We start from the raw sequence: 19,251 nt of genomic DNA, 5'->3' as shown, positions 1-19,251 counted from the left end.
TGACAAGTTTCTTACGTTTGCGGATCAGAAGCTCAGCTTCGGAAACGAGACGACGAACGAGGTCCGCTCATAGGGCACGCTGCGCAGCGAGATCGAGCCGCCCATCGCCTCGGCCAGCCGCTTGGTGATGCTGAGCCCGAGCCCGCTCCCCTGAAAGCGCGGATTGCGGGAGTCGTCGAGCGTGTACAGCCGCTCGAACACTCGGTCGTGGTGGACTTCGGCGATGCCCCGCCCGCGGTCCCACACCTCGATCTCCACCGTTTCGCCGCGGTCGCGGAGCGTCAGGCCGAGCGCCTTTCCCTCGCCGCCGTAGCGGATCGCGTTGGAGATGAGGTTGCGGAGGATGCGCCCCAGCGCCTCCTCGTTGCCGAGCATATGGAGAGGCTCGTCCGGAATGTCGAGCTCCACCTCGAACCCGCCGGACTCGAGCAGCTCGTAGAACTCCAGCACGTTCCGCCGGCAGAGCTCGTTCAGCGCCAGCTTGGTCTTGGGCATCGCATAATCGTCCGAGTCCATCTTGGCGAGGTCGAAAAAGCGGTTCATCAGGTCGATCAGGGACAGCACCTTCGCCTGCAGCGCCTCCACCGTCCGCTCCCGCTCGGCGGCGTCCAGCTCCTCCCCGCGCCGCAGCTTCTCCGTGTAGCCGAGCAGCACCGCCAGCGGCGTCTTCAGGTCATGCGACATGTTGGAGATCATCCTGCGGGAGCTTTCCTTGGAACGGGAAAACTCCGCCGCCGTCCGCTGACCGCGGTCCAGCAGGCGGTTGAGCTGCAGCAGCAGCCGGCGCAGCTCGGCGCGCTCGGTCCGCAGCAGCACCTTTTCGGCGCTGCCGCTCCGCAGGATCTTCTCCAGCCTGCGGCCGATCTCGTCCGCATCGCGGCGTTCCCGTCGGCGCGCGGCGTACAGATAGGCGCAGGCTGCGGCCAAGGCCGCGCAAGCGAAGGCGAGCGCGACCGCCGCCGTCATGGCCGCTCTCCCAGCTTGTAGCCGATGCCCCAGACCGTGCGGATGAAGACGGGGCTGGAAGGATCCTCTTCGATCTTCTCGCGGAGGCGCCGGACATGCACGTTGATGACGTTCTCGTTGCCGTAGTAGTCCTCTTCCCAGATGGACTGGTAGATCTGCTCCTTGGTGAACACGCGGCTCGGGTACGTCAGGAACAGCTTGAGCAGCTGGAACTCCTTGGCCGTCAGCTGCGCCGACCGCTCCCCGATCCGGACCGAGTAGGTGTCCAGATCGAGCTCCAGCTCCCCGTGCCGAAGCGCCTTCGGCGCGGAGACGGGAGCGGCGGCCGGCGCGCCCGCGTAGCGGGTCGCCCGGCGGATGGCGGCCTGCACCCTCGCGGTCAGCTCGATCATGGAGAACGGCTTGCTCAAGTAATCGTCGGCGCCGAGGCCGAGGCCGAGCGCTTTGTCGAGATCGCTGTCCTTGGCGGAGAGGATGAGCACCGGCACGAGGCTCGTCTCCCGCAGCGCTCGCAGCACCTCCATGCCGCTCCGCTTCGGCAGCATCAGATCGAGCAGCACGAGGTCGAACTCGCGGCTCGCCAGCTGGGCGAGCGCCTCCTCCCCGTCCAGCGCGGCCTGCACCTCGCAGCCTTCCCGCTCCAGATGCTCCGCTACCAGCCCGCTGATCTCCTCATCGTCCTCGACGAGCAGAATGCGCGTCGTCATGGCTTCCTCTCCTTTCATTCGCGCTTGGCGTTGACGGTCCCATCCGGCCAGGGCGGATTTCACCCCTGCCTTCCGCGCGTGGTATACTCCTTAACAAGTGAAAGATTCGGCAAGCGAAAGGATGATACACCGAATGGACTCCCTGCACATCCGCTCCCGCAGCGGCACGCTTCAAGGCATCCGCGCGAACGGGACGCGCGCGTGGAAAGGCATCCCGTTCGCGCAGCCGCCCGTCGGCGATCGGCGCTTCCGCCGGCCGCTCCCGCCCCAGCCTTGGGCAGGCGTGCGCGACGCCTCGCAGCCGGGGCCGCTCGCCCCGCAGCCGATCGACCCGACCGGCGGCTCGTTCGGCATCCCGCGCACCGGCATTCCGCAGTCGGAGGACTGCCTCTATCTGAACGTCTGGGCGCCGGAGGAGCCGTCCGCGGAGCCGCTGCCTGTCATGGTGTGGATTCATGGCGGCTCGTTCGTCACCGGCGGCGGCGGGCTGCCGGTCTACGACGGCGCGAGCCTCGCCCGCCGCGGCGGACTGATCGTCGTCAGCATCAGCTACCGGCTCGGCGCGCTCGGCTTTCTCCACCTGGGGCCGCATGCGGACGAGTCCGATCCCGACGGCTACGTCAGCAACGCCGGCCTGCTCGACCAGATCGCCGCGCTGCAATGGGTACAGGCCGACATCGGCGCCTTCGGCGGCGATCCGTCCCGCGTCACCGTGTTCGGCGAGTCCGCCGGCGCGATGAGCATCGCCGCGCTGCTGGCGATGCCTGCCGCCAAAGGGCTGTTCGCCCGAGCCATCCTGCAAAGCGGCGCTTCCCAGGCGCTGCCCGACAAGCAGGGCCGCGTGCTGGCCCAGGCCTACTTGGACATGCTCGGCGCGCAATCGCCGGAGCAGCTCGCCGGCCTGACGGCGGAAGAGCTGCAGCAGGCGGCCGACCGGCTCAAGCGCGCGGCGGGCGAGAGCGCGATCATGCTGTTCCAGCCGGTCGTCGACGGCCGGACGCTGCCGGCTCCGCCGGTGGAGGCGGTCGCGGCCGGCTCGGCGGCCGGCGTCGACCTGATCGTCGGCATCAACCGGCATGAAGGCGCGCTGTTCGTGCGGCCGGGCATGAAGCTGCTCTCGGACGAGCAGAACGCTCGCGCCTACGTCGCCGTCACCGGCGCGCCGGAGGCGGCCGGCTGGGTGCTCGACTATCCGCGCACGACCGAAGGCCAGCAGCAGGCGATGACCGACCTGTTCTTCCTCCGCTCGGCGCTGCAGCTGGCGGAGGCTCAGCTACGCTACGGACGCGTCTGGTTTTACCGCTACGACTTCGTCTCGCCCGGCCATCCCGTGCTGCAGACGGCGTTCCATGCGGCGGAGGTCCCGTTCGTGCTCGGCAACCTGGAGCTGCTGCGCGAGCATGGCTGGACGATCGACGAGCGCATGGAGCGCGTGTCGGCGACCGCCATGGACGCCTGGCTCGCATTCGCCCGCAGCGGCAGCCCCGCGACGGCGGAGCTGGACTGGCCGGCGTACGAGGCGGAGCGCCGCGCGGTCATGCTGCTCGACGCCGACAGCCGCGTCGAGCTCGATCCGGAGCCGGACAAGCGGGCGCGGCTGACGGGACGGAGCTAGGCAGAGCCCGATCCATAACATTCCGAAGGGACGCGAAAGCGTCCTTTTTCAATTTCTAGCGATCCGCACCAGCTTTCCATTCTCCAGGCGGAACACGCCGTCTCCCTCCGTCCGCTCCAGCCGCCCCCCGCGGAAATAAAGCCCGCACTCCTCGTCGACGCCGTAATGCTCGACGCCATCCGGATACCGGGCCGCGACGGCGCGCAGATGCTCCTCCTCCCGCCACTGCGAGAAATGGACGGCGATCGTCATGCCGCGAATCAGGCCGAGCCCGGCCCGGTCCTGCAGGACGGCCGCCTCGTTGTCCTTGGGCGAGATCAGGCAGCGCTCGGGGCTGATGAGCGCCCCCGCGGAAAAGCCCGCCACCGGCACGCCGCTCTCCGCCCGCTCCCGTACGGCCTGCGCGATCGCCGTATCGACGATGCAATCGGCATAACGGCTCGTATCTCCCCCGCCGATGACGATGCCTGTGCTTGAGCGCACCGATTCGACCGCCACTGCGACGGACACGGTCGGCAGCGGCACATAACGGAACCTCTTCAAGCCCTTGGCCTCCAGCTCTCCGATATATCGGGGCATGTAATCGAGCCAGCCCGGCCGATCCAGGCAAAGGAGGCTGATTTTAGCCTCCGCGCCCCCCGCAAGCTCCGCGAACAGGCCGGCCAGGCCCGGCGTGAACGGAGGCCCGCCTCCGAATAAAAACAAATGCTTGTCCATGCCTGCTCCCCCTCCAAATCGTGATGGAAAACTCGCCCGCACCGTCAGTACACGTACCGCTCCAGCAGCTCATTGCGGAACTTGCGCTCCGGGTCCTGCCGCAGCAGCAGCCGCTGGAAATCGGGCAGCCGCTCGTACTGCTCCCGCACCTCCGCGGGCGGCATCGCGAACAGCTTGGCCCAGTGCGGCCGGGCGCCGAACGGGCGCAGCGCCGCCTCGAGCTCGGGCAGCAGCCGGGCGACCGGCTCGCCGAGCGGCTTCCAGGTGAAGTGGATGCCGACGGAATCGCGGCCGTGGCAAGGGCTCATCCACAGGCGGTCCGCCGCGATCGTGCGCACCTCCGAGATGAACAGCAGCGGTGCGATCCGCTCGCGCAGGCGGCCAAGCGCCTGCAGCGCCTCCAGCGCCCGCTCCCGGGGCACGAAATACTCCGTCTGCAGCTCCTCGCCCGCGCTCGGGGTGAAGTCCATGCGAAAATGCGGCAGCCGCTCATGCCAAGGACCGACGGCGCCGAGCTGGCCGCTGCACACCTCGCCCGAGTGGCCCGGCACCGGATGGCGCGGCCCGCCCGCCGGCGCCGCGCCGTGGAAAGGCTCGGCCGGATCGAGCGTCTCGGAATCGCCGACGCGATGCTTGATCCACACCTGGTTGATCGCGGAGGAGGTCCAGTCGGTGAACAGGCTGACGCTGTACGCCGCGGAGAGGATCTCGTCGAAGGCCGCCTCCAGCCGCTCGGCCGGCAGGTCCTCGTACACGCGCTGGCTCATCTCGAACGCGGGCACGACGTCGAGCGTCAGGCGGGCGACGACGCCGAGGCCGCCGAGACCGACGACGGCGCCCTCGAGCTCGGCGTCCTCCCGCGTCAGCCGCCGCAGCGAGCCGTCGGCCGCGATCAGCTCCAGCCCGCGCACCGCCGTCGCCAGATTGCCGTGCCGCACCCCCGAGCCATGCGTCGCCGTGGCGACCGCCCCAGCCACGGAGATATGCGGCAGCGAGGCCAGATTATGCAGCGCGAAGCCCGCGGCATCGAGCTGGCGCGCCAGATCGCCGTAGCGGATGCCGCCCTCGACCGTCACCGTCCGGCGCTCGGCGTCAAGCGACACGAGCCGGTTCAGCTTTTCCATGGAGATCAGGCTGCCGGCCGTATCGGCGATGCCGTTGAACGAATGCCGGGAGCCGAGCGCCTTCACCCTCGGACTGCGGGCGACCATGTCCCGCGCCTCCTCCACGCTCTCCGGCACGAGCAGCTCCGCCGCCCCGTATGTATAGTTTCCTGCCCAGTTCCGCTCTTCTGCCATTGCTTCCTCCACGTCCTCTCGGTTGAGTCCTGCTGATCGGTACTACTTCGGCTCTCTTCGACGGAATCCCTACCGGCCCCCGAAAAGAGCGCCGCGCCTGCGGGCTCTGCCGGAGCCGATTTCGCAGATTTGTATAGAAAACCCTCGTTTGTACACGAATGAAATGTCGCGATCGTGCACAGATCAACGATCCGATCACTGTTGAAGTCATATCGCACAAGCTATAATGAAGGTCATTCCGGCATCGAGTCGCGGGAAACAGCAAGGGGGGTCCGCTATGCGATTAAATCGAATCCGACGGAGCGATCAGCTTTACGTCAAGCTGCTGATCGGCATCACGCTGTGCATCGTGGTCGCGATCTTCGTCAGCTCTTCCATTTATTATTTCACGTTTGCCCGTATTCTGCAGAACGACGCGTTCGAGTCCAACCTCGCGAACTTGCGCGATACGAGCAGGACCGTCGCCAAGACGACGGACAACGCGCAGACGCTCGCCTTCCAGATCTATCGCAACAGCGCCATCTCCAAGCTGCTCTACTACAGCAATCCCAATCCTTTCGACACGCAGGCGGCGATGATCGATCTGAGCAACTATTTGACGACCATGCCGTTCATCCATTCGATCTACGTCTACAATCCGGCCTCCGGCCTCTACTACATCACGAGCCAGAACGGACAGAAAGGAATCGTGCCGGAGCATCTGCTCAAGGACAAGAGCATCGCTCCGATCCTGAAAAACTACGAGGACTACCAGCCGTTCGCTCCGGTGCCGCGGATCATCGCGACCAGCGACCGCAGCGAGGAGGAGACCAGCGTCTACTCCTATCTGTGCTATGACGCGATCGGAACGAGCCAGACGATCAACTCGGCCGTCATCGTCAACATATCCGCCTCCTGGATCAATCAGGAGCTCGGCCAGCATCTGTCCGGCAACGACCAGACGCTCTATATCGACGACCACGGCAAGGTGCTGTCGGCTCGCGACCTGAGGCCGGTCCCGCTCGGCGACTCGGATCGGACCTTGATCGGACAGCTGGTGGAAAAGGAAGAGCTCGGCTACCGCGTCGCCGACTTCGGAGGCGAAAAATCGCTCGTCACCTATACCGCGCCGGATGCGTTCAACTGGCAATACGTCCGGATCACACCCTACAGCGAGATCACGAAAAAGCTGAGCGGCATCCGCTGGAAGACGCTGCTCATCGCCTGCATCGTGCTTGCCGTCGGCATCTGCCTCGCCTGGCTCGTCTCCAAGTTCCTCTACGTCCCGATCGACAAGATCAGGAACCAGATGAAGGATCTGGAGTCGGAGAAGCGCAACAGCAGCTATACGCTCCGGCAAAATACGATGCGCAAGCTCATCCAGATCCAGGAGTTCAACGCCGACCTGCAGGCGGAGAAGCTGAAGAAAATGGGCATCTCCTTCGATTTCACCAAGCCTTACCGTCTCGCCTATTTGCGGATCGACCGCTTCGATCAGCTGAAGGAGATGAATCCGAACGATCTGCTGACGTACAAGTTCGCCATCATGAATATCGCCACCGAAATCTGCTCCAGGCAGTATATCGTGGACTCCATCGACTTGGACGAGGACAGCATGCTGATGCTGATCAATACGTTCGAGGACCAGCCCTTCGACTGGAGCGAGCATGTGCTCATGCTCAAGGACATCCAGAACGCCTGCATGGAGTATATCCGAATCGGGCTTACGATCGCCTTGACGCCGGTATCCAGCAACCCGCATGAGCTCCACGATCGGTTCAAGCTGGCCAAAGAGGCTTCCAACCAGCGCTTCTTCGTCGGAAGAGGAGCGATCATCGAGGCCGACCCGATTCAATCGGAGGCGAAATACTGTTTCCCGATCGGCAAAGAGAAGCGGATGATCGAAGCGCTGGCGGGAGGCAAGACCGAGGAAGCGAAAGCGCTGTTCGACGCCATCATGCAGGAGACGGTGCCCTACTCGTTCCCGGTCGCGCACTCCGCGGCGACGCATCTGTCCGTCACGCTCGACAACATGCTCATGGAGATCGAGCGGAACGGCTCGCTTCCGCTCGGTCTCGGCGAGCTCGTCATTCCGCGCATCGAACGCTACGAGACGCTGGAGGAGATGACGGAGGCGTTCCATCGGTTCTTCGACCAGCTGAAGACGAAGCTCGTGGAGAAGCGCAGCAGCAAGCAGGACGACCTCATCCGCAAAATCAACGACATCATCCAGAGCCGGTTCCATGAGCCGAACCTGAGCCTCAACTATGTGGCCGAGGAGCTGAAGATGTCGACCTACCATATCAGCCGCGTCTACCGCCAGCAGACGATGTCCACCATCGTCGACACGATCAATGCAGTCCGCATCGAAAAGGCAAAAGAGCTGCTGCTGGCGACGGAGCTGTCGATTGCCGACATCTCGGAAAGGACGGGCTATACGAACAGCTCGTACTTTCACCGCATTTTCAAGAAAGGAATCGGCGTCACTCCGACGGAGTTCCGAAAATCGGGCCGCGGATCGGCCGAGTAACGACAAAGCGTCGGCAACGGATGGCAGGACCATCCGTTGCCGACGCTCTTTTTTTAATCAGGCTGGGGGAGCCGGGCGCTTCGCTCTTACTGAATGCCCTTCTCCGTCAGGTAAGCCAGCCATTGCTTCTTGTAGGAATCCTGGATCTTTTGCAGTCCGGCCTGGTTCGCCTTGCTCATGAACGTCTTGAGGCCTTCTTCCACGTTCGCCACCTGGCCTGCGAGCAGCGGCAGCAGATACTGCTTCGTGACCTGCTCCAGCGCCGCGCGTTCCGATTGATACTCGGTGTAGTCTTCCGCGAATCCGGTAAAGATGTCCGGCTTCTGAATTTTGTCCAGCTCGTCGAAAATCTTCTTCACGCCGTCGTAGCTCGGCTCGAACAGCATGTATTCCGGATTGCGCCAAGCCCAGCCGTTCATGCCCTCGCGCGGGAAGCCGTTCGTGTTGGCGTCGCCGAGCATTTTGTAGTAGCCGTCCTGGACCGTATAGTTCACGCCTTCGACGCCGTATTGAGTCAGCAGGTTGTAGCGCTTGTCGGTGACCATCTTCTCGTAGAACGCCAGCGCGCGCTCCGGATTTTTGCTGCTCTCCGGAATGGCGAAGCCGTTGTGGATCGGATGGACCGGAGTCGCGTAGCCGTTCGTCACGCCGTATGGCGTATAGCCGAGCTCCCAGTCCGGATGAAGCGATTTCATCTTTTCCATCGTCGCATTGTAGCGGGTCGGGTTGTCGCCCAAGATGGCGGCTGTCGATCCGTTGGAGATCTTGTCTTGGATCGTCTCGGTCTCGTTCAGCTCGTTTTTGGAGAAGTAGCCTTTGTCGGCCCAGCTCTTGAACCGCTTCAGATCCTCGAGATGCTCCGCCGAGCCCCAGTACGGCATGATATCAGCCGGCTTGTCGTATGCAGCGAACAGGCCGTACGGCAGCGCTCCGACATTTTTCCTCTCGATGTCCAGATACATGAGAGCGAGGCTGTTCATGATGTCCGGGCCGAACGAGACCGGCTGGAGCTTCGGCTCGTTTTGCCTGATTCCGTCGAGATAAGCCTCGAACGTATCGATGTCGACCGGCGTCGGCAGATTGTATTTCTTGCGCAGGTCCTCGCGCCAGACGAAGCCGTTCGTGACGTACTCCCTGTACGTCGCCGGCACCGTGTAGATGCTGCCGTCGATCTTGACCGCATCCCACATCTCCTGCGGGACGAACTTCTGCAAGGCCGGCGCGGCGACAGGCAGCAGCTCATCCAGCGGCTTGAACGCTTTTTTCTTGGCGTATTGCTGATACTGCGTCCAGTCCGCCGTGAAGATCAGGTCGACGTTCTGTCCGGTCGAGAGCAGCAGCTTGTATTTCTGATCCCAGTCGGTCCAGGTCGTATAGTTGAACTTGACGGTAGCGTTCAGGTCTTCCAGCGCCATCTTGTTGATCTGCTCCTCGATTTTCGGGAGATCCTTCGGAGCGTTGCCAAGCATGTAGAACTGCAGCTGGACCTTCTTGGACGTATCGATGCCGGCGGGCTCGGCTCCTGCATTCGAAGCCCCTCCATTCGCGGCGCTGCCGCTGTTCGCCGCATTGGCGGCGCCGTTGTCCGCTGCATTGCTGCCGCCGTTGTTGTTGCCGCATGCCGTGAAGATCGACATCGACATGACGGTCGTGAGCAGAAGGCCGACCGCTTTTTTTCTTTTGCTTCCCATTTGAATCCTCCCTTTTCGTCTCACTCTTTTATGTCAGCTGGATCGCTCCAGGTCTAACCTTTGACGGCTCCGATCGTCAGCCCTTTGACGAAATAGCGCTGGATGAACGGATAGAGCAGCAGGATCGGACCGGTGACGATGATCGCCATCGCCATCTTCATCGATTCGGACGGCACGCCCTCGGACAGCGTCACGCCGGCCCCCGCTCCGATGCTGTTCAGGAAGTTGGAGGTGTTGATGATGTTGTACAGGTAGAACTGCAGCTGATATTTGGCGGCGTCCGAGATGAAGAGCGCCGAGGAGAACCAATCGTTCCAGTATTGCAGCGCGAGGAAAAGTCCGATCGTCGCCAGGCCCGGAACCGACAGCGGAAGCACGATCCGGTAGTAGATGACAAAATCGTTGGCGCCGTCGATCTTCGAGGACTCGATCACCTCGTCCGGCACCGCGGAGGTGATGAAGCTTCTCATGAGGATGATGAGGAACGGCGTCATCAGGCCGGGCCAGATCAAGGCGTACAGCGAGTTCGTGAACTGCAGGTAGTTCGTGATCAGCATGTAGTAAGGAACGAGCCCGCCGCCGAACAGCGTGGTGAAGTAGATGAAAAACGCGAACACGTTCCGGTACTTGAAATCCTTCCGCTGCAGGACGTAGCCCGCCATCGTCATGAGCAGCAGGCCGATCAGCGTGCCGACTGCGGTGACGAGCGTCGTGACGCCGTAAGCCCGCAGCACGTCGTCCGGAACCTCGAAGATGATTCGGTAGCCCTCCAGCGAGAATTCCTTCGGAATGAGGCTGTACCCTTCGTTCAAAATGGACGCGTTGCTCGACAACGAGGCGGACAAGATGAGCAGGAAGGGCAGCAGGCACAAGACGCATCCTGCAAGGACGACGACATATGCGATCAGCCGAAACCATCGGGTCGAGCTGTCTTCTTTGATTTTCAAGCGGATCCCCTCCTTCTAGAACAGCGCGTAGTCTTTGTTGACTTTCCGAATGATCGCGTTGACGATCATGATGAGCGTGAAGCCGAACAGCGATTGGTAGACGCCGGCCGCGGTCGCCATGCCCATGTCGAACGTCACGCGCAGCGAGCGGTAGACGTACGTGTCGATGATGTCCGTCGTGCTGAACAGCAGGCCGTTGTTGCCGATCATTTGGTAGAAGAGGTCGAACTGGCCCTTCATGATGCTGCCGAGGGCGAACAGCAGCAGGATGACGAACGTGTTTTTCAGCATCGGCACCGTAATATGCCAGGCGCGCTGGAAGGCGTTGGCGCCGTCGATCTTGGCCGCCTCGTAGTAGTCCTCGCTGATGCCCGTGATCGACGCGAGGTAGATGACCATGCTGTAGCCGAAGTTTTTCCACAGGTAGAACAGGATGATGAAGAAGATCCATAGCTTCGGCTTGCTGTACACGTCGACCGGGTCGCTGCCGAGCTGCTGCAGCACCGTGTTCAGCACGCCTTGCTCATAGTTGAACAGATTGAAGACGATGACGCTCAGGATGACGAAGGAGACGAAGTAAGGCAGGAACAGGATCGACTGCGAGATCTTCTTGAACCACTTTCCCCTGATGTCGTTCAGCAAGATCGCGACGAAGATCGAGAGCACGTTCCCGAGAAAGATGAAGACGATATTGTAGCCGATCGTGTTGAAGGTCAGCTCGACCAGCTTGCCTGATTTCCATAGGAACTCGAAGTTTTTGAGTCCGACGAAATCCATCTTGAACAGGCTCGTATTGAAATCGAACTGCACGAAGGCGTAGTAGATGCCGATCATCGGCAAGTAGTTGTTGATCAAGAAGTAAATTAGCGTCGGCAGCAGCATGAGGAACAAAATTTTGTTCGTGTAGAGCTCATGCAGGATTCCTCTTTTCTTGAGCATGGTTTTGGACTCCCTCCTCGTTTATTTTTTATTTGGCTGGCAGGTCTCTCTCCTGGTCCCACTATAGGAGAAGGCAGGGTGAACGAGTAGTGAAAAGATCGTGCAATTCTGGAAAAACGAGCGGTTTGGAACGTGAACGATAGCGGCATTTATGAAGAATGGCCGCATTTGCCCTCCCGTCCGGCCGGCGCTCCCGGCCAAACGACAGAAAAAAGCCTGCGATTCGCTCGAATCGCAGGCTTTGGGGATCGACGATCAGGCTTACTGCGGCTTCGCGCCTCGATCGGAGACGATGCCGTTCGCAAGATAATCCTTCCATTGCTTCACATAGGATTGCTGGATTTTGGGGAGCCCGGCTTCGTTCGCGTTTGCCATGAAGATCGCCAGCCCCTCCTGGACATCCTCGATCTGGCCCGCCAGCAGCGGGTACAGGTATTGCTTCACGACCTGCTCCAGCGCCGCGCGCTCGGCCTGATAGCCGGTGTAGTCCTCCACGAACCTCGTATAGAGGTCCGGCTTCTGGATCCCGTCCAGCTCGTTGAAGATCCGCTGCACGCGTTCATAGCTGGGCTCGAACAGCATGTAGTCCGGGTTCCGCCAAGCCCAGCCGATCATGCCCTCGCGTTCGAATCCGCTCTTGTCCAGCGCGTGGTAGAAGCCGTCCTTCACCTCATAATGGACGCCTTCGATTCCGTATTGCGTCAGCCGGTTGTACCGCTCGTCCGTCACGAGCTTCTCATAAAAGGCGAGCGCCTCTTCCGGATGCTCGCTGCCCGCCGCGATAGCGAATCCGTTGTGCATCGGATGGACGGGCGTCGCGTACCCGGTCGACCGGCCGAACGGCGTGTAGCCGAGATCCCAGTCCGGATGCTGCGCCTGCATCTGGCTCAGCATCGCGTTGTAGCGCGTCGGATTGTCGCTGAGCAGCGCCGCCGCCGCCCCGCTTGCGATCTGATCCTGCATGGGGACCGGGTCGTTCAGCACGTTTTTGGAGAGATAGCCTTTATCGGCCCAGCTCTTGTATTTTTTCAAGTCTTGCAGATGGCTGGGCGTTCCCCAGTACGCCCCGATTTCATCCGGCTTGTCATACGGGGCGTACAAGCCGTACGGCATCGGCCCGACCGCCTTCCGCTCGACCTCCAGGTAGGCATGCTGGATGGAGGCATCGACGAGCGAGCCGAACGCGGCCGGCTGAATGCCGGGCTCATGCTGCCTGATCCCCTCGAGATAGGCCTCGAAGCTCGGCACGTCGACCGGCGTCGGCAGCCCGTGCTTGCGCCGCAGATCCTCGCGCCAGATGAAGCCGCCCGTGACGTACTCCTTGTAGGTCGACGGCACCGTATAGATGCGGCCGTCGATCCGCACCGCGTCCCACATCTCTTTCGGCACGAAAGCCTGCAGCTTCGGAGCGGCCAGCGGCAGCAGCTCGTCGAGCGCCATGAAGGCTCCTTGATGAGCGTACTGCTGATAGAAGGCCCAGTCCGAGGTGAAGATCAGATCGACCGCCCTGCCGGTCGAGAGCAGCAGCTTGTACTTCTGGTCCCATTCGGTCCAGGTCGTATAATGGAATTTGACCGCGACGTTCAAGTCCTCCAGCGCCATCTCGTTGATTCGTTCCTCGATTATCGGCAGGTCCTTGGGAGCGTTGCCGAGCATATAGAACTGAAGCACGACCGGGCCGGACCGGCCTTCCGTGCGGCTGGTCAAGATCGAGCTGCTTTTGCCGTCGGCATCGCCGGGGCGGGCGGAATTATTGTTGCTGCAAGCGGCGACAAGGAAGACGGCCATCGCGACCGCGACCGCGGCCGCGCTCATTCGACTGCGCCTCATCGGAATTCCCTCCTCTGCGGGTTCGGCTCGGTTCCCTGAGCCTGGAACCCCCCTTCATTTTAGTCCTTCCTGGCGCTCCCGTCATCCGGCAGCCAAGCCAGGGTTCGTTGTCATTGTAGGTTCAGGAGCGGCGGCAGGCCAGTGAACGATTGCGGGATTCATGAACAAAAGAGGGATGTTTCCTTTCGGACCTCTTGTCTTGCCGATGTTCATCCGCTATACTTGGGAAAATTCACATCACGCATGCGATGAACGGGCAAGTACCCGGCCGCAGCCGCGAGCAGAGAGCCGGGAGGGTGGGAACCGGCAGCGGCAGGCCGGCGGAAACGGACCCGCGAGCTGGCGCCCGAAGTCCGCTCCGCGCGGATGCGTAGGCGCGCCCGGACTGGCCGATACCCTGACGAGCAGCCGCGCGCTGCAGCCGGCTTCCTTCCGCCCCGATGCGGATGCGGCCGCTGCGCGCCCGGCGACAAGAGTGGCACCGCGGACCGAGCCTCCGTCTCTTTTTGAGACGGGGGCTTTTTGCCGTTTCCGCCCCCGCTCGCCCGTTCCATCGCCAAAGGAGGAACCCTGCTATGACCATGCCAGCTGCAACCCTGCTCAAGCAAGCGGCGGCCGCCCTGCTCGCTCCGCTGACCGGGGTCGGCGAAGCCGAGCTCGCCGCCCGCCTGGAATGCCCGCCGGACGAGACGCTCGGCGACCTGTCTCTCCCCTGCTTCGCCTTGGCCAAGACGCTCCGCCGCGCGCCTGCGGCGATCGCCTCCGAGCTGGCCGCCCAGGTGAACGGCCAGGAGGAAGCGCCCGCAGCGGAGGCTGCCGGCGGCGAGGCCGATCCGGCTCCTCCGATCCGCTGGCGTGCCGAAGCGGCCGGAGGCTTCCTCAACCTGCGCGCCGCTGGCCGCGGCTGGATCGAGGCGCTGCTGCGCCAGGCCGAGTCGCCGGCGCTCGGCCGGCTGGAGGACGGCGCGGGCAAGCGCGTCGTCATCGACTATTCGTCGCCCAACATCGCCAAGCCGATGAGCGTCGGCCATCTGCGCTCGACCGTCATCGGCCGCGCGCTGGCCAACCTGCACCGCACGGCCGGCTGGGACGTGCAGACGGTCAACCATCTCGGCGACTGGGGCACGCAGTTCGGCAAGCTGATCGCCGCGACGAAGCGCTGGGGCTCGCGCGAGGCGATCGAGGCCGATCCGATCGGCGAGAGCCTGCGCCTGTATGTCCGCTTCCATGAGGAGGCCGAGCGCGATCCCGCGCTCGTGGACGAAGGCCGCGCCTGGTTCCTGCGGCTCGAGCAGGGCGACGCCGAGGCGCGGGAGCTGTGGGCGTTTTTCATCCGCGAGAGCCTCAAGGAATTCCAGCGCATCTACGGCCGCCTCGGCGTCGAGTTCGACCATCTGCTCGGAGAGAGCTTCTACAACGACAAGATGGAGGCGGCGGCGCAGCGGCTGCGGGAGGCCGGGCTGCTGGAGGAAAGCGACGGCGCGCTCGTCGTGCGCCTCGACGAGCAGGGGATGCCGCCCTGCCTCGTGTTCAAGTCGGACGGCTCGACGATCTACGGCACGCGCGATCTGGCGACGGCGCTGTACCGCCGCGAGGCGATGGGCGGCGACAAGCTGCTCTATGTCGTCGGCGCCGAGCAGACGCTGCATTTCCGCCAGGTGTTCGCCGTGCTGGAGAAGCTCGATCCGACCTGGGAGCAGGTGGAGAAGGTCCATGTGCCGTTCGGCCTGATGCGCATGGAAGGCCGCAAGATGTCCACTCGCCGCGGCAAGGTCGTCTTCCTGGACGAGGTGCTGGACGAGGCCGTCCGCCGGGCGCTCGCCGTCATCGAGGCCAAGACGCCGGACCTGCCGGACAAGGAGGCGGTCGCCGAGGCGGTCGGCATCGGCGCGATCGTGTTCGGGGATCTGCGCAGCCGCCGCATGCTGGAGATCGACTTCAGCCTCGAGGAGATGGTGAGCCTCGACGGCGAGACCGGCCCTTATGTGCAATACACCTACGCCCGCGCCTGCAGCCTGCTGCGCCGCGCGGCGGAGGCCGGCACGGGCGCAGTTCCGGCTGGCGCGGACGGAGTTCCGGCTGGCGCGGACGGAGTTCCGGCTGGCGCGGACGGAGTTCCGGCTGGCGCGGACGCAGCTGCGGCCGGCTCCGGCGCAGGGACGGCGGCGCCGGGCGCGGAGGCTGGCGCGGGCACGGGCAGCGGCGCCGAGCCCGGGGATGCTTCCGGGCTGGAGGCTCTCGGCTCGCCCGCCGCGCGCGCCTGCCTGCTCAAGCTCGACGCTTACGGCGAGGCGATCCGCGGCGCGCTGCGCGAGCATGAGCCGTCCGTCCTCGCCCGCTACCTGCTGGAGCTCGCCAAGGCGTTCAACCGCTTCTACAACAGCGGCCGCATCCTCGGCGCGGACGGCGGCGGGGAGACGGCCGCCAAGCTGCGGCTGACGGCCGCCTGCGCCGCCGTGCTGAGCCACGGACTCGGACTGCTCGGCTTATCGGCCCCGTCACGAATTTAACAAATAAGTCCAATTTAACCCTTGCTTCATCTGGATAGGGATGGTAAACTTGGATTCACGAACAAGTGTACCTATCTTCCGAAGAAAGGCTGATTCCGATGAGCGAGCCCAAGCATCCTCCGATCGCGAGCGTCACCCCTACCCCCGAGCACAAGGAGGATCCCGTCCTGCTGCTGGCCCGCCAGCTGCTGCTGCTGCACCGGCGCGCCTTCCGCCGCATCTCGGAGCGGTCATGACGGAGCAGCTCACCGTCCCGCAGCTGCTGGCGATCCACATGATGCACCAGGACCGCTTCGACGTCAGCCCGGGCTTCCGCAATCCGGGCTTCCTGCTCCAGCTCGTCGACCGTCCCCTGCTGGAAGGCTTCTCCGGAGGAGGCGACCGCTCCTCGCTCATCCGCCAGGCCGCGCTTTACTGGCATGGGCTGGCGCGCGCGAGGGCGTTCCGCGACGGCAACGCCGCGCTCGCCATCCATACGATGATGACGTTCCTGCTGCTCAACGGCCAGGAGCTGCGCCTTGACGAGGATGAGCTCGTCGAGGCGGCGCTGCTGTGCAGCGAGTGGCAGATGGAGCTCGAGGACTGCGAGGCGTGGATTTCCAGCCGACTGGTCCGCCCAGCCCTCGGGGAGCCCGAGGCCCCGATTCCTTCTATGGACAAAGTATTCCCTCCGTCTTATGATAGATAGGATTCGATTTTGACTACGGTTGTACGGGTGCCTCGGTCGGCCTTCATCCGGCCAGGCTTAATAGGGAAGTCCGGTTCCAATCCGGCGCGGTCCCGCCACTGTACGAGCGCCGCAGCCCCGCATGACGCCACTGTCCGTTCGGACGGGAAGGCGCGGGGACGCGATGGCGCTCCAGCCAGGAGACCTGCCCGTACGACCTCGCAGAAGTCCTTTCGGGGGGTGGAGGACTTCTGCAGCGCTCCTTCTCGGGCGCCGCTTTTGGCTTCGCCTGCGTTCCGGCTGGGGTCCGACTCGATCGGCCTAGGCGTCTGGACCGCATGGCTTTGGCCGCTGGCGGCGCTCCCGTCCGAGGGAGCGTCGGGATTTCGTCTTTTCGCCGCCCTTTTGAGGCGGCTTTTTTGTTTTCCGGGTCCGCTGTCGCTGCGCAGCCTCCCCGCCCCTGCCCTGCAGCCGATTTGATTTTAATAGGTAGAAAGAAGGTGTTGCTGGTGAAAGCCCTGTTCAACCGCGCCGTACTGGCCGCTCTGCTGGCCGTCGCCCTGATCGTGCCGGCCGTACCGGCCGGTACCGCCTCGGCGGCTGCGGACACGTCCGCCGTCCTCCGCCAAGCCGGAGACGCGCTGCTCTCGAGCGGCATCCGCTCCGACTGGGACGCCATCGCCGCCTCCCAGGCCGGCTACGAGCTGCCGGCGTCGTATCTGTCCAAGCTGTCCGACGCCGTGCGCAAGGACGCGCCTGCGTTCCGCAACGTCACCGACTTCGAGCGCACCGCGCTCGCCGTCACCGCCGCCGGCCAGGACGCGACCGCTTATGGCGGCATCGACCTGATCGAGCGCATCACAAGCAGCGACCGCATGCTCAGCCAAGGCATCAACGGCCCGATCTACGCGCTGCTCGCGCTCGATTACGGCGAGTACGAAGTGCCGGCAGGCGCCAAGTGGTCCCGCGACAAGCTCGTCGCCGAGCTGCTCAAGGCCCAAGCCGCCGACGGCAGCTACGCCTTCGCAGGCGAGAAGGCCGGCAGCCCCGACCTGACCGGCGCCGCGCTGACCGCGCTCGCTCCGTACGTCGGCCAGCCGGAGGTCAAGCAGGCCGGCGAGCGCGCCGTCGCCTGGATCAAGTCCCAGCAGGACAAGGACGGCGGCTTCACGAGCTACGGCGAGTCGAGCAGCGAGAGCGTCGCGCAGATCGTCATCGGCCTCGCCTCCATCGGCTACGATCCGGCCGGAGCCGACTTCACCCGCGACGGCGCGAGCCTGATCGACAAGCTGCTCACGTTCCGGGGCGCCGACGGCAGCTTCTCGCATGCGCTGCCGCTCGCTCCCAACGCCTACGGCGCCTACCAGTCCGTGCAGGCGCTCGTCGCCTATGAGAAGTTCAAGGCCGGCACCGGCCGCCTGTACAGCAAGCCGGCCGCTTCCGTCTCGGTCCGCGTGGAAGGCCCGAGCTCGACGATCGGCTCCGGCGTGACGCGCGCCGTCTACGCGCTCGACGCGCTGACTCAGGTCGGCGCGGCCAAGAAGCTGGACGTCGTCGTCAAGGAGATGTCGTTCGGTAAATACGTCGACGCCATCGGCGGCATCGCCGGCGGCACGTTCGGCGGCTACGACGGCTGGATGTACGCCGTCGAGCGCCGCGGCGCCTGGATCAATCCTTCCGTCGGCATGGGCGACTTCAAGCTCAGCGCCGGCGACCGCCTCGTCGTGTTCTATGGCGACGGCACCAAGCTGATCTCCCGCATCGCGGCCGAGCCGCGCCAGCCGCGCGACGACGAGCCGTTCGCCGTTCAGGTGAGCCAGCAGGAGTGGGACTACACGGCCAATGCGTTCACCGTCACTCCGGCGGTCGGCGTCGCCGTCTCGGCCGGCTCCGTCACCGTTACGACGGACGCTTACGGCAACGCCTCGTTCCCGGCGCTGCCGGCGGGCAGCTACGAGCTGACGGTCACCGGCTACAGCCCGTCCAAGGCGCCGAGCGTGCTCAAGCATGCCGTCCCGCTGACGGTCGGCTCCACCAAGATCAAGTTCGCCGACGAGAAGAAAATCGCCCCTTGGGCGCTGAAGTCGGTCAAAGACGGCTACGCCTCCGGCCTGCTCAGCGGCACCGGCACGGGCGAGGCTCCGACGTTCTCGCCGAAGGACAGGCTCACCCGCGCCCAGTTCGCGGCGCTGGCCGTACGTCTGCTCGGCCTCGATGCCGGCTTTGACGCCGCAGCTCCTTCCTTCTCCGACGTGAAGGCCGGCAGCTGGTACGAAGGCGCCGTCCGCGCCGCCGCCGCGCAAGGCATCGTCTCCGGCACGGGCGACGGCAAATTCCAGCCGGACGCGCCGGTGACCCGCCAAGACATGGCGGTCATCCTCGCCCGCGTCCTCAAGCTGGACGCGACCGCAGCCGGCGACGGCTCGATCCGCGACCTCGCTGCGGCATCCGCCTACGCGAGAGGCTCCATCGCCGCCGTCCACGCCAGCGGGCTGATGGTCGGCGACTCCGCCGGCAGCTTTCAGCCCAAGGCGCAGGTCAGCCGCGAGATGGCCGCCGTCGCAATCGTCAACGCGTACGAGTCGCTGAAATAAACGCAAGGCCGGAGCGCGAGCCGAGCTGGACGCTACGGCTTGCGTCCATGCCGTTGCCGCATCGGCTTGCGTCCGGGCGCGGCTCGCTTCGACCGCGGCCCGCGCTCTATCGGCTCGCGCCCGGACCGTTGCCGCCTCGGCTTGCGCTCCATCGGCCCGCGGCGCTGCTCCGCAGCTCCCTTCGTTTGTAAATGCCCTTGGCGGGCTTTACAATGAAGGGAGCTTTTTTTATTGATCGGCCCTGCAATCCGCTGTGCCCCG

The 19,251-nt window shown here is 64.2% G+C and carries 14 protein-coding genes and 1 riboswitch; of the genes, 6 read left to right on the top strand and 8 right to left on the bottom strand.

The window, feature by feature from the left end; all coding sequences use genetic code 11:
• Nucleotides 1–24 precede the first annotated feature (24 nt).
• Together NYE40_RS02920 and NYE40_RS02915 are read right to left on the bottom strand one after the other, a co-directional pair.
• Nucleotides 25–966 carry an ATP-binding protein gene (locus NYE40_RS02920; protein WP_101808474.1) on the bottom strand — a complete coding sequence of 314 codons (942 nt, stop codon included), beginning with the start codon at nucleotides 964–966 and terminating at the stop codon, nucleotides 25–27.
• Complete coding sequence (locus tag NYE40_RS02915; protein ID WP_101808473.1) at nucleotides 963–1,673, bottom strand: response regulator transcription factor; 711 nt, start codon at nucleotides 1,671–1,673, stop codon at nucleotides 963–965. Before NYE40_RS02915 ends, NYE40_RS02920 begins: the two co-directional genes overlap by 4 nt.
• Nucleotides 1,674–1,806: 133 nt before the next feature.
• Between NYE40_RS02915 and NYE40_RS02910 the strand changes: the two genes are divergently transcribed.
• A complete protein-coding gene (locus tag NYE40_RS02910; RefSeq protein ID WP_101808472.1) occupies nucleotides 1,807–3,288 on the top strand; it encodes a carboxylesterase/lipase family protein in 1,482 nt (493 codons plus the stop codon).
• Between the two features lie 48 nt (nucleotides 3,289–3,336).
• Here NYE40_RS02910 and NYE40_RS02905 read toward each other — a convergent pair whose 3' ends face one another.
• Complete coding sequence (locus NYE40_RS02905) at nucleotides 3,337–4,005, bottom strand: Type 1 glutamine amidotransferase-like domain-containing protein (RefSeq protein ID WP_101808471.1); 669 nt, start codon at nucleotides 4,003–4,005, stop codon at nucleotides 3,337–3,339.
• Between the two features lie 44 nt (nucleotides 4,006–4,049).
• Nucleotides 4,050–5,303: an FAD-binding protein gene (locus NYE40_RS02900; RefSeq protein WP_339279290.1), complete on the bottom strand. Its 1,254-nt coding sequence runs from the start codon at nucleotides 5,301–5,303 to the stop codon at nucleotides 4,050–4,052.
• A gap of 277 nt (nucleotides 5,304–5,580) precedes the next feature.
• On the opposite strand from NYE40_RS02900, the gene NYE40_RS02895 reads away from it, so the two are divergent.
• A complete protein-coding gene (locus tag NYE40_RS02895; RefSeq protein ID WP_339279289.1) occupies nucleotides 5,581–7,812 on the top strand; it encodes an AraC family transcriptional regulator in 2,232 nt (743 codons plus the stop codon).
• An 86-nt stretch (nucleotides 7,813–7,898) separates the two neighbouring features.
• Here NYE40_RS02895 and NYE40_RS02890 read toward each other — a convergent pair whose 3' ends face one another.
• The 4 genes from NYE40_RS02890 to NYE40_RS02875 form a co-directional block, all read right to left on the bottom strand.
• Nucleotides 7,899–9,503, bottom strand: a complete 1,605-nt coding sequence (locus NYE40_RS02890; RefSeq protein ID WP_339279288.1) for an extracellular solute-binding protein — start codon at nucleotides 9,501–9,503, stop codon at nucleotides 7,899–7,901.
• Between the two features lie 53 nt (nucleotides 9,504–9,556).
• A complete protein-coding gene (locus NYE40_RS02885; protein WP_101808467.1) occupies nucleotides 9,557–10,450 on the bottom strand; it encodes a carbohydrate ABC transporter permease in 894 nt (297 codons plus the stop codon).
• 15 nt (nucleotides 10,451–10,465) lie between these two features.
• The gene (locus NYE40_RS02880) at nucleotides 10,466–11,389 is read right to left on the bottom strand and encodes an ABC transporter permease subunit (RefSeq protein WP_101808466.1); all 924 of its coding nucleotides are present in this window, start codon (nucleotides 11,387–11,389) and stop codon (nucleotides 10,466–10,468) included.
• A gap of 261 nt (nucleotides 11,390–11,650) precedes the next feature.
• On the bottom strand, nucleotides 11,651–13,219 hold the full coding sequence (locus NYE40_RS02875) for an extracellular solute-binding protein (protein ID WP_244912756.1): 1,569 nt from the start codon (nucleotides 13,217–13,219) through the stop codon (nucleotides 11,651–11,653).
• Between the two features lie 575 nt (nucleotides 13,220–13,794).
• Here NYE40_RS02875 and argS point away from each other — a divergent pair.
• The 4 genes from argS to NYE40_RS02855 all read left to right on the top strand — a co-directional run bounded on the left by argS (nucleotide 13,795) and on the right by NYE40_RS02855 (nucleotide 18,990).
• On the top strand, nucleotides 13,795–15,729 hold the full coding sequence (gene argS, locus NYE40_RS02870) for an arginine--tRNA ligase (protein ID WP_339279287.1): 1,935 nt from the start codon (nucleotides 13,795–13,797) through the stop codon (nucleotides 15,727–15,729).
• Nucleotides 15,730–15,827: 98 nt separating this feature from the next.
• Nucleotides 15,828–15,965, top strand: a complete 138-nt coding sequence (locus NYE40_RS02865; protein ID WP_153782726.1) for a hypothetical protein — start codon at nucleotides 15,828–15,830, stop codon at nucleotides 15,963–15,965.
• Nucleotides 15,962–16,417 (top strand): hypothetical protein, encoded by a 456-nt coding sequence (locus tag NYE40_RS02860; protein WP_101808464.1) that lies wholly within the window; start codon nucleotides 15,962–15,964, stop codon nucleotides 16,415–16,417. The genes NYE40_RS02865 and NYE40_RS02860 overlap by 4 nt, the downstream gene beginning before the upstream one ends.
• Before the next feature lie 8 nt (nucleotides 16,418–16,425).
• Nucleotides 16,426–16,624, top strand: a riboswitch (cobalamin riboswitch).
• A 272-nt stretch (nucleotides 16,625–16,896) separates the two neighbouring features.
• On the top strand, nucleotides 16,897–18,990 hold the full coding sequence (locus tag NYE40_RS02855) for an S-layer homology domain-containing protein (RefSeq protein WP_339279286.1): 2,094 nt from the start codon (nucleotides 16,897–16,899) through the stop codon (nucleotides 18,988–18,990).
• Nucleotides 18,991–19,251: the final 261 nt, after the last annotated feature.

It is taken from the genome of Paenibacillus sp. FSL W8-1187, from assembly GCF_037965485.1.
GTDB classification, from domain to species: Bacteria; Bacillota; Bacilli; order Paenibacillales; family Paenibacillaceae; genus Paenibacillus_O; species Paenibacillus_O pasadenensis.
Note: the sequence above shows the minus strand (reverse complement) of the source record. Positions and strands in the feature narration are given on the sequence as shown.

Bases quoted from the DNA above. Each gene is read 5' to 3' on its own strand.
- NYE40_RS02920 (WP_101808474.1), bottom strand. From the start codon at position 966: ATGACGGCGGCGGTCGCGCTCGCCTTCGCTTGCGCGGCCTTGGCCGCA.
- NYE40_RS02915 (WP_101808473.1), bottom strand. From the start codon at position 1,673: ATGACGACGCGCATTCTGCTCGTCGAGGACGATGAGGAGATCAGCGGG.
- NYE40_RS02910 (WP_101808472.1), top strand. From the start codon at position 1,807: ATGGACTCCCTGCACATCCGCTCCCGCAGCGGCACGCTTCAAGGCATC.
- NYE40_RS02905 (WP_101808471.1), bottom strand. From the start codon at position 4,005: ATGGACAAGCATTTGTTTTTATTCGGAGGCGGGCCTCCGTTCACGCCG.
- NYE40_RS02900 (WP_339279290.1), bottom strand. From the start codon at position 5,303: ATGGCAGAAGAGCGGAACTGGGCAGGAAACTATACATACGGGGCGGCG.
- NYE40_RS02895 (WP_339279289.1), top strand. From the start codon at position 5,581: ATGCGATTAAATCGAATCCGACGGAGCGATCAGCTTTACGTCAAGCTG.
- NYE40_RS02890 (WP_339279288.1), bottom strand. From the start codon at position 9,503: ATGGGAAGCAAAAGAAAAAAAGCGGTCGGCCTTCTGCTCACGACCGTC.
- NYE40_RS02880 (WP_101808466.1), bottom strand. From the start codon at position 11,389: ATGCTCAAGAAAAGAGGAATCCTGCATGAGCTCTACACGAACAAAATT.
- NYE40_RS02875 (WP_244912756.1), bottom strand. From the start codon at position 13,219: ATGAGGCGCAGTCGAATGAGCGCGGCCGCGGTCGCGGTCGCGATGGCC.
- argS (WP_339279287.1), top strand. From the start codon at position 13,795: ATGACCATGCCAGCTGCAACCCTGCTCAAGCAAGCGGCGGCCGCCCTG.
- NYE40_RS02865 (WP_153782726.1), top strand. From the start codon at position 15,828: ATGAGCGAGCCCAAGCATCCTCCGATCGCGAGCGTCACCCCTACCCCC.
- NYE40_RS02860 (WP_101808464.1), top strand. From the start codon at position 15,962: ATGACGGAGCAGCTCACCGTCCCGCAGCTGCTGGCGATCCACATGATG.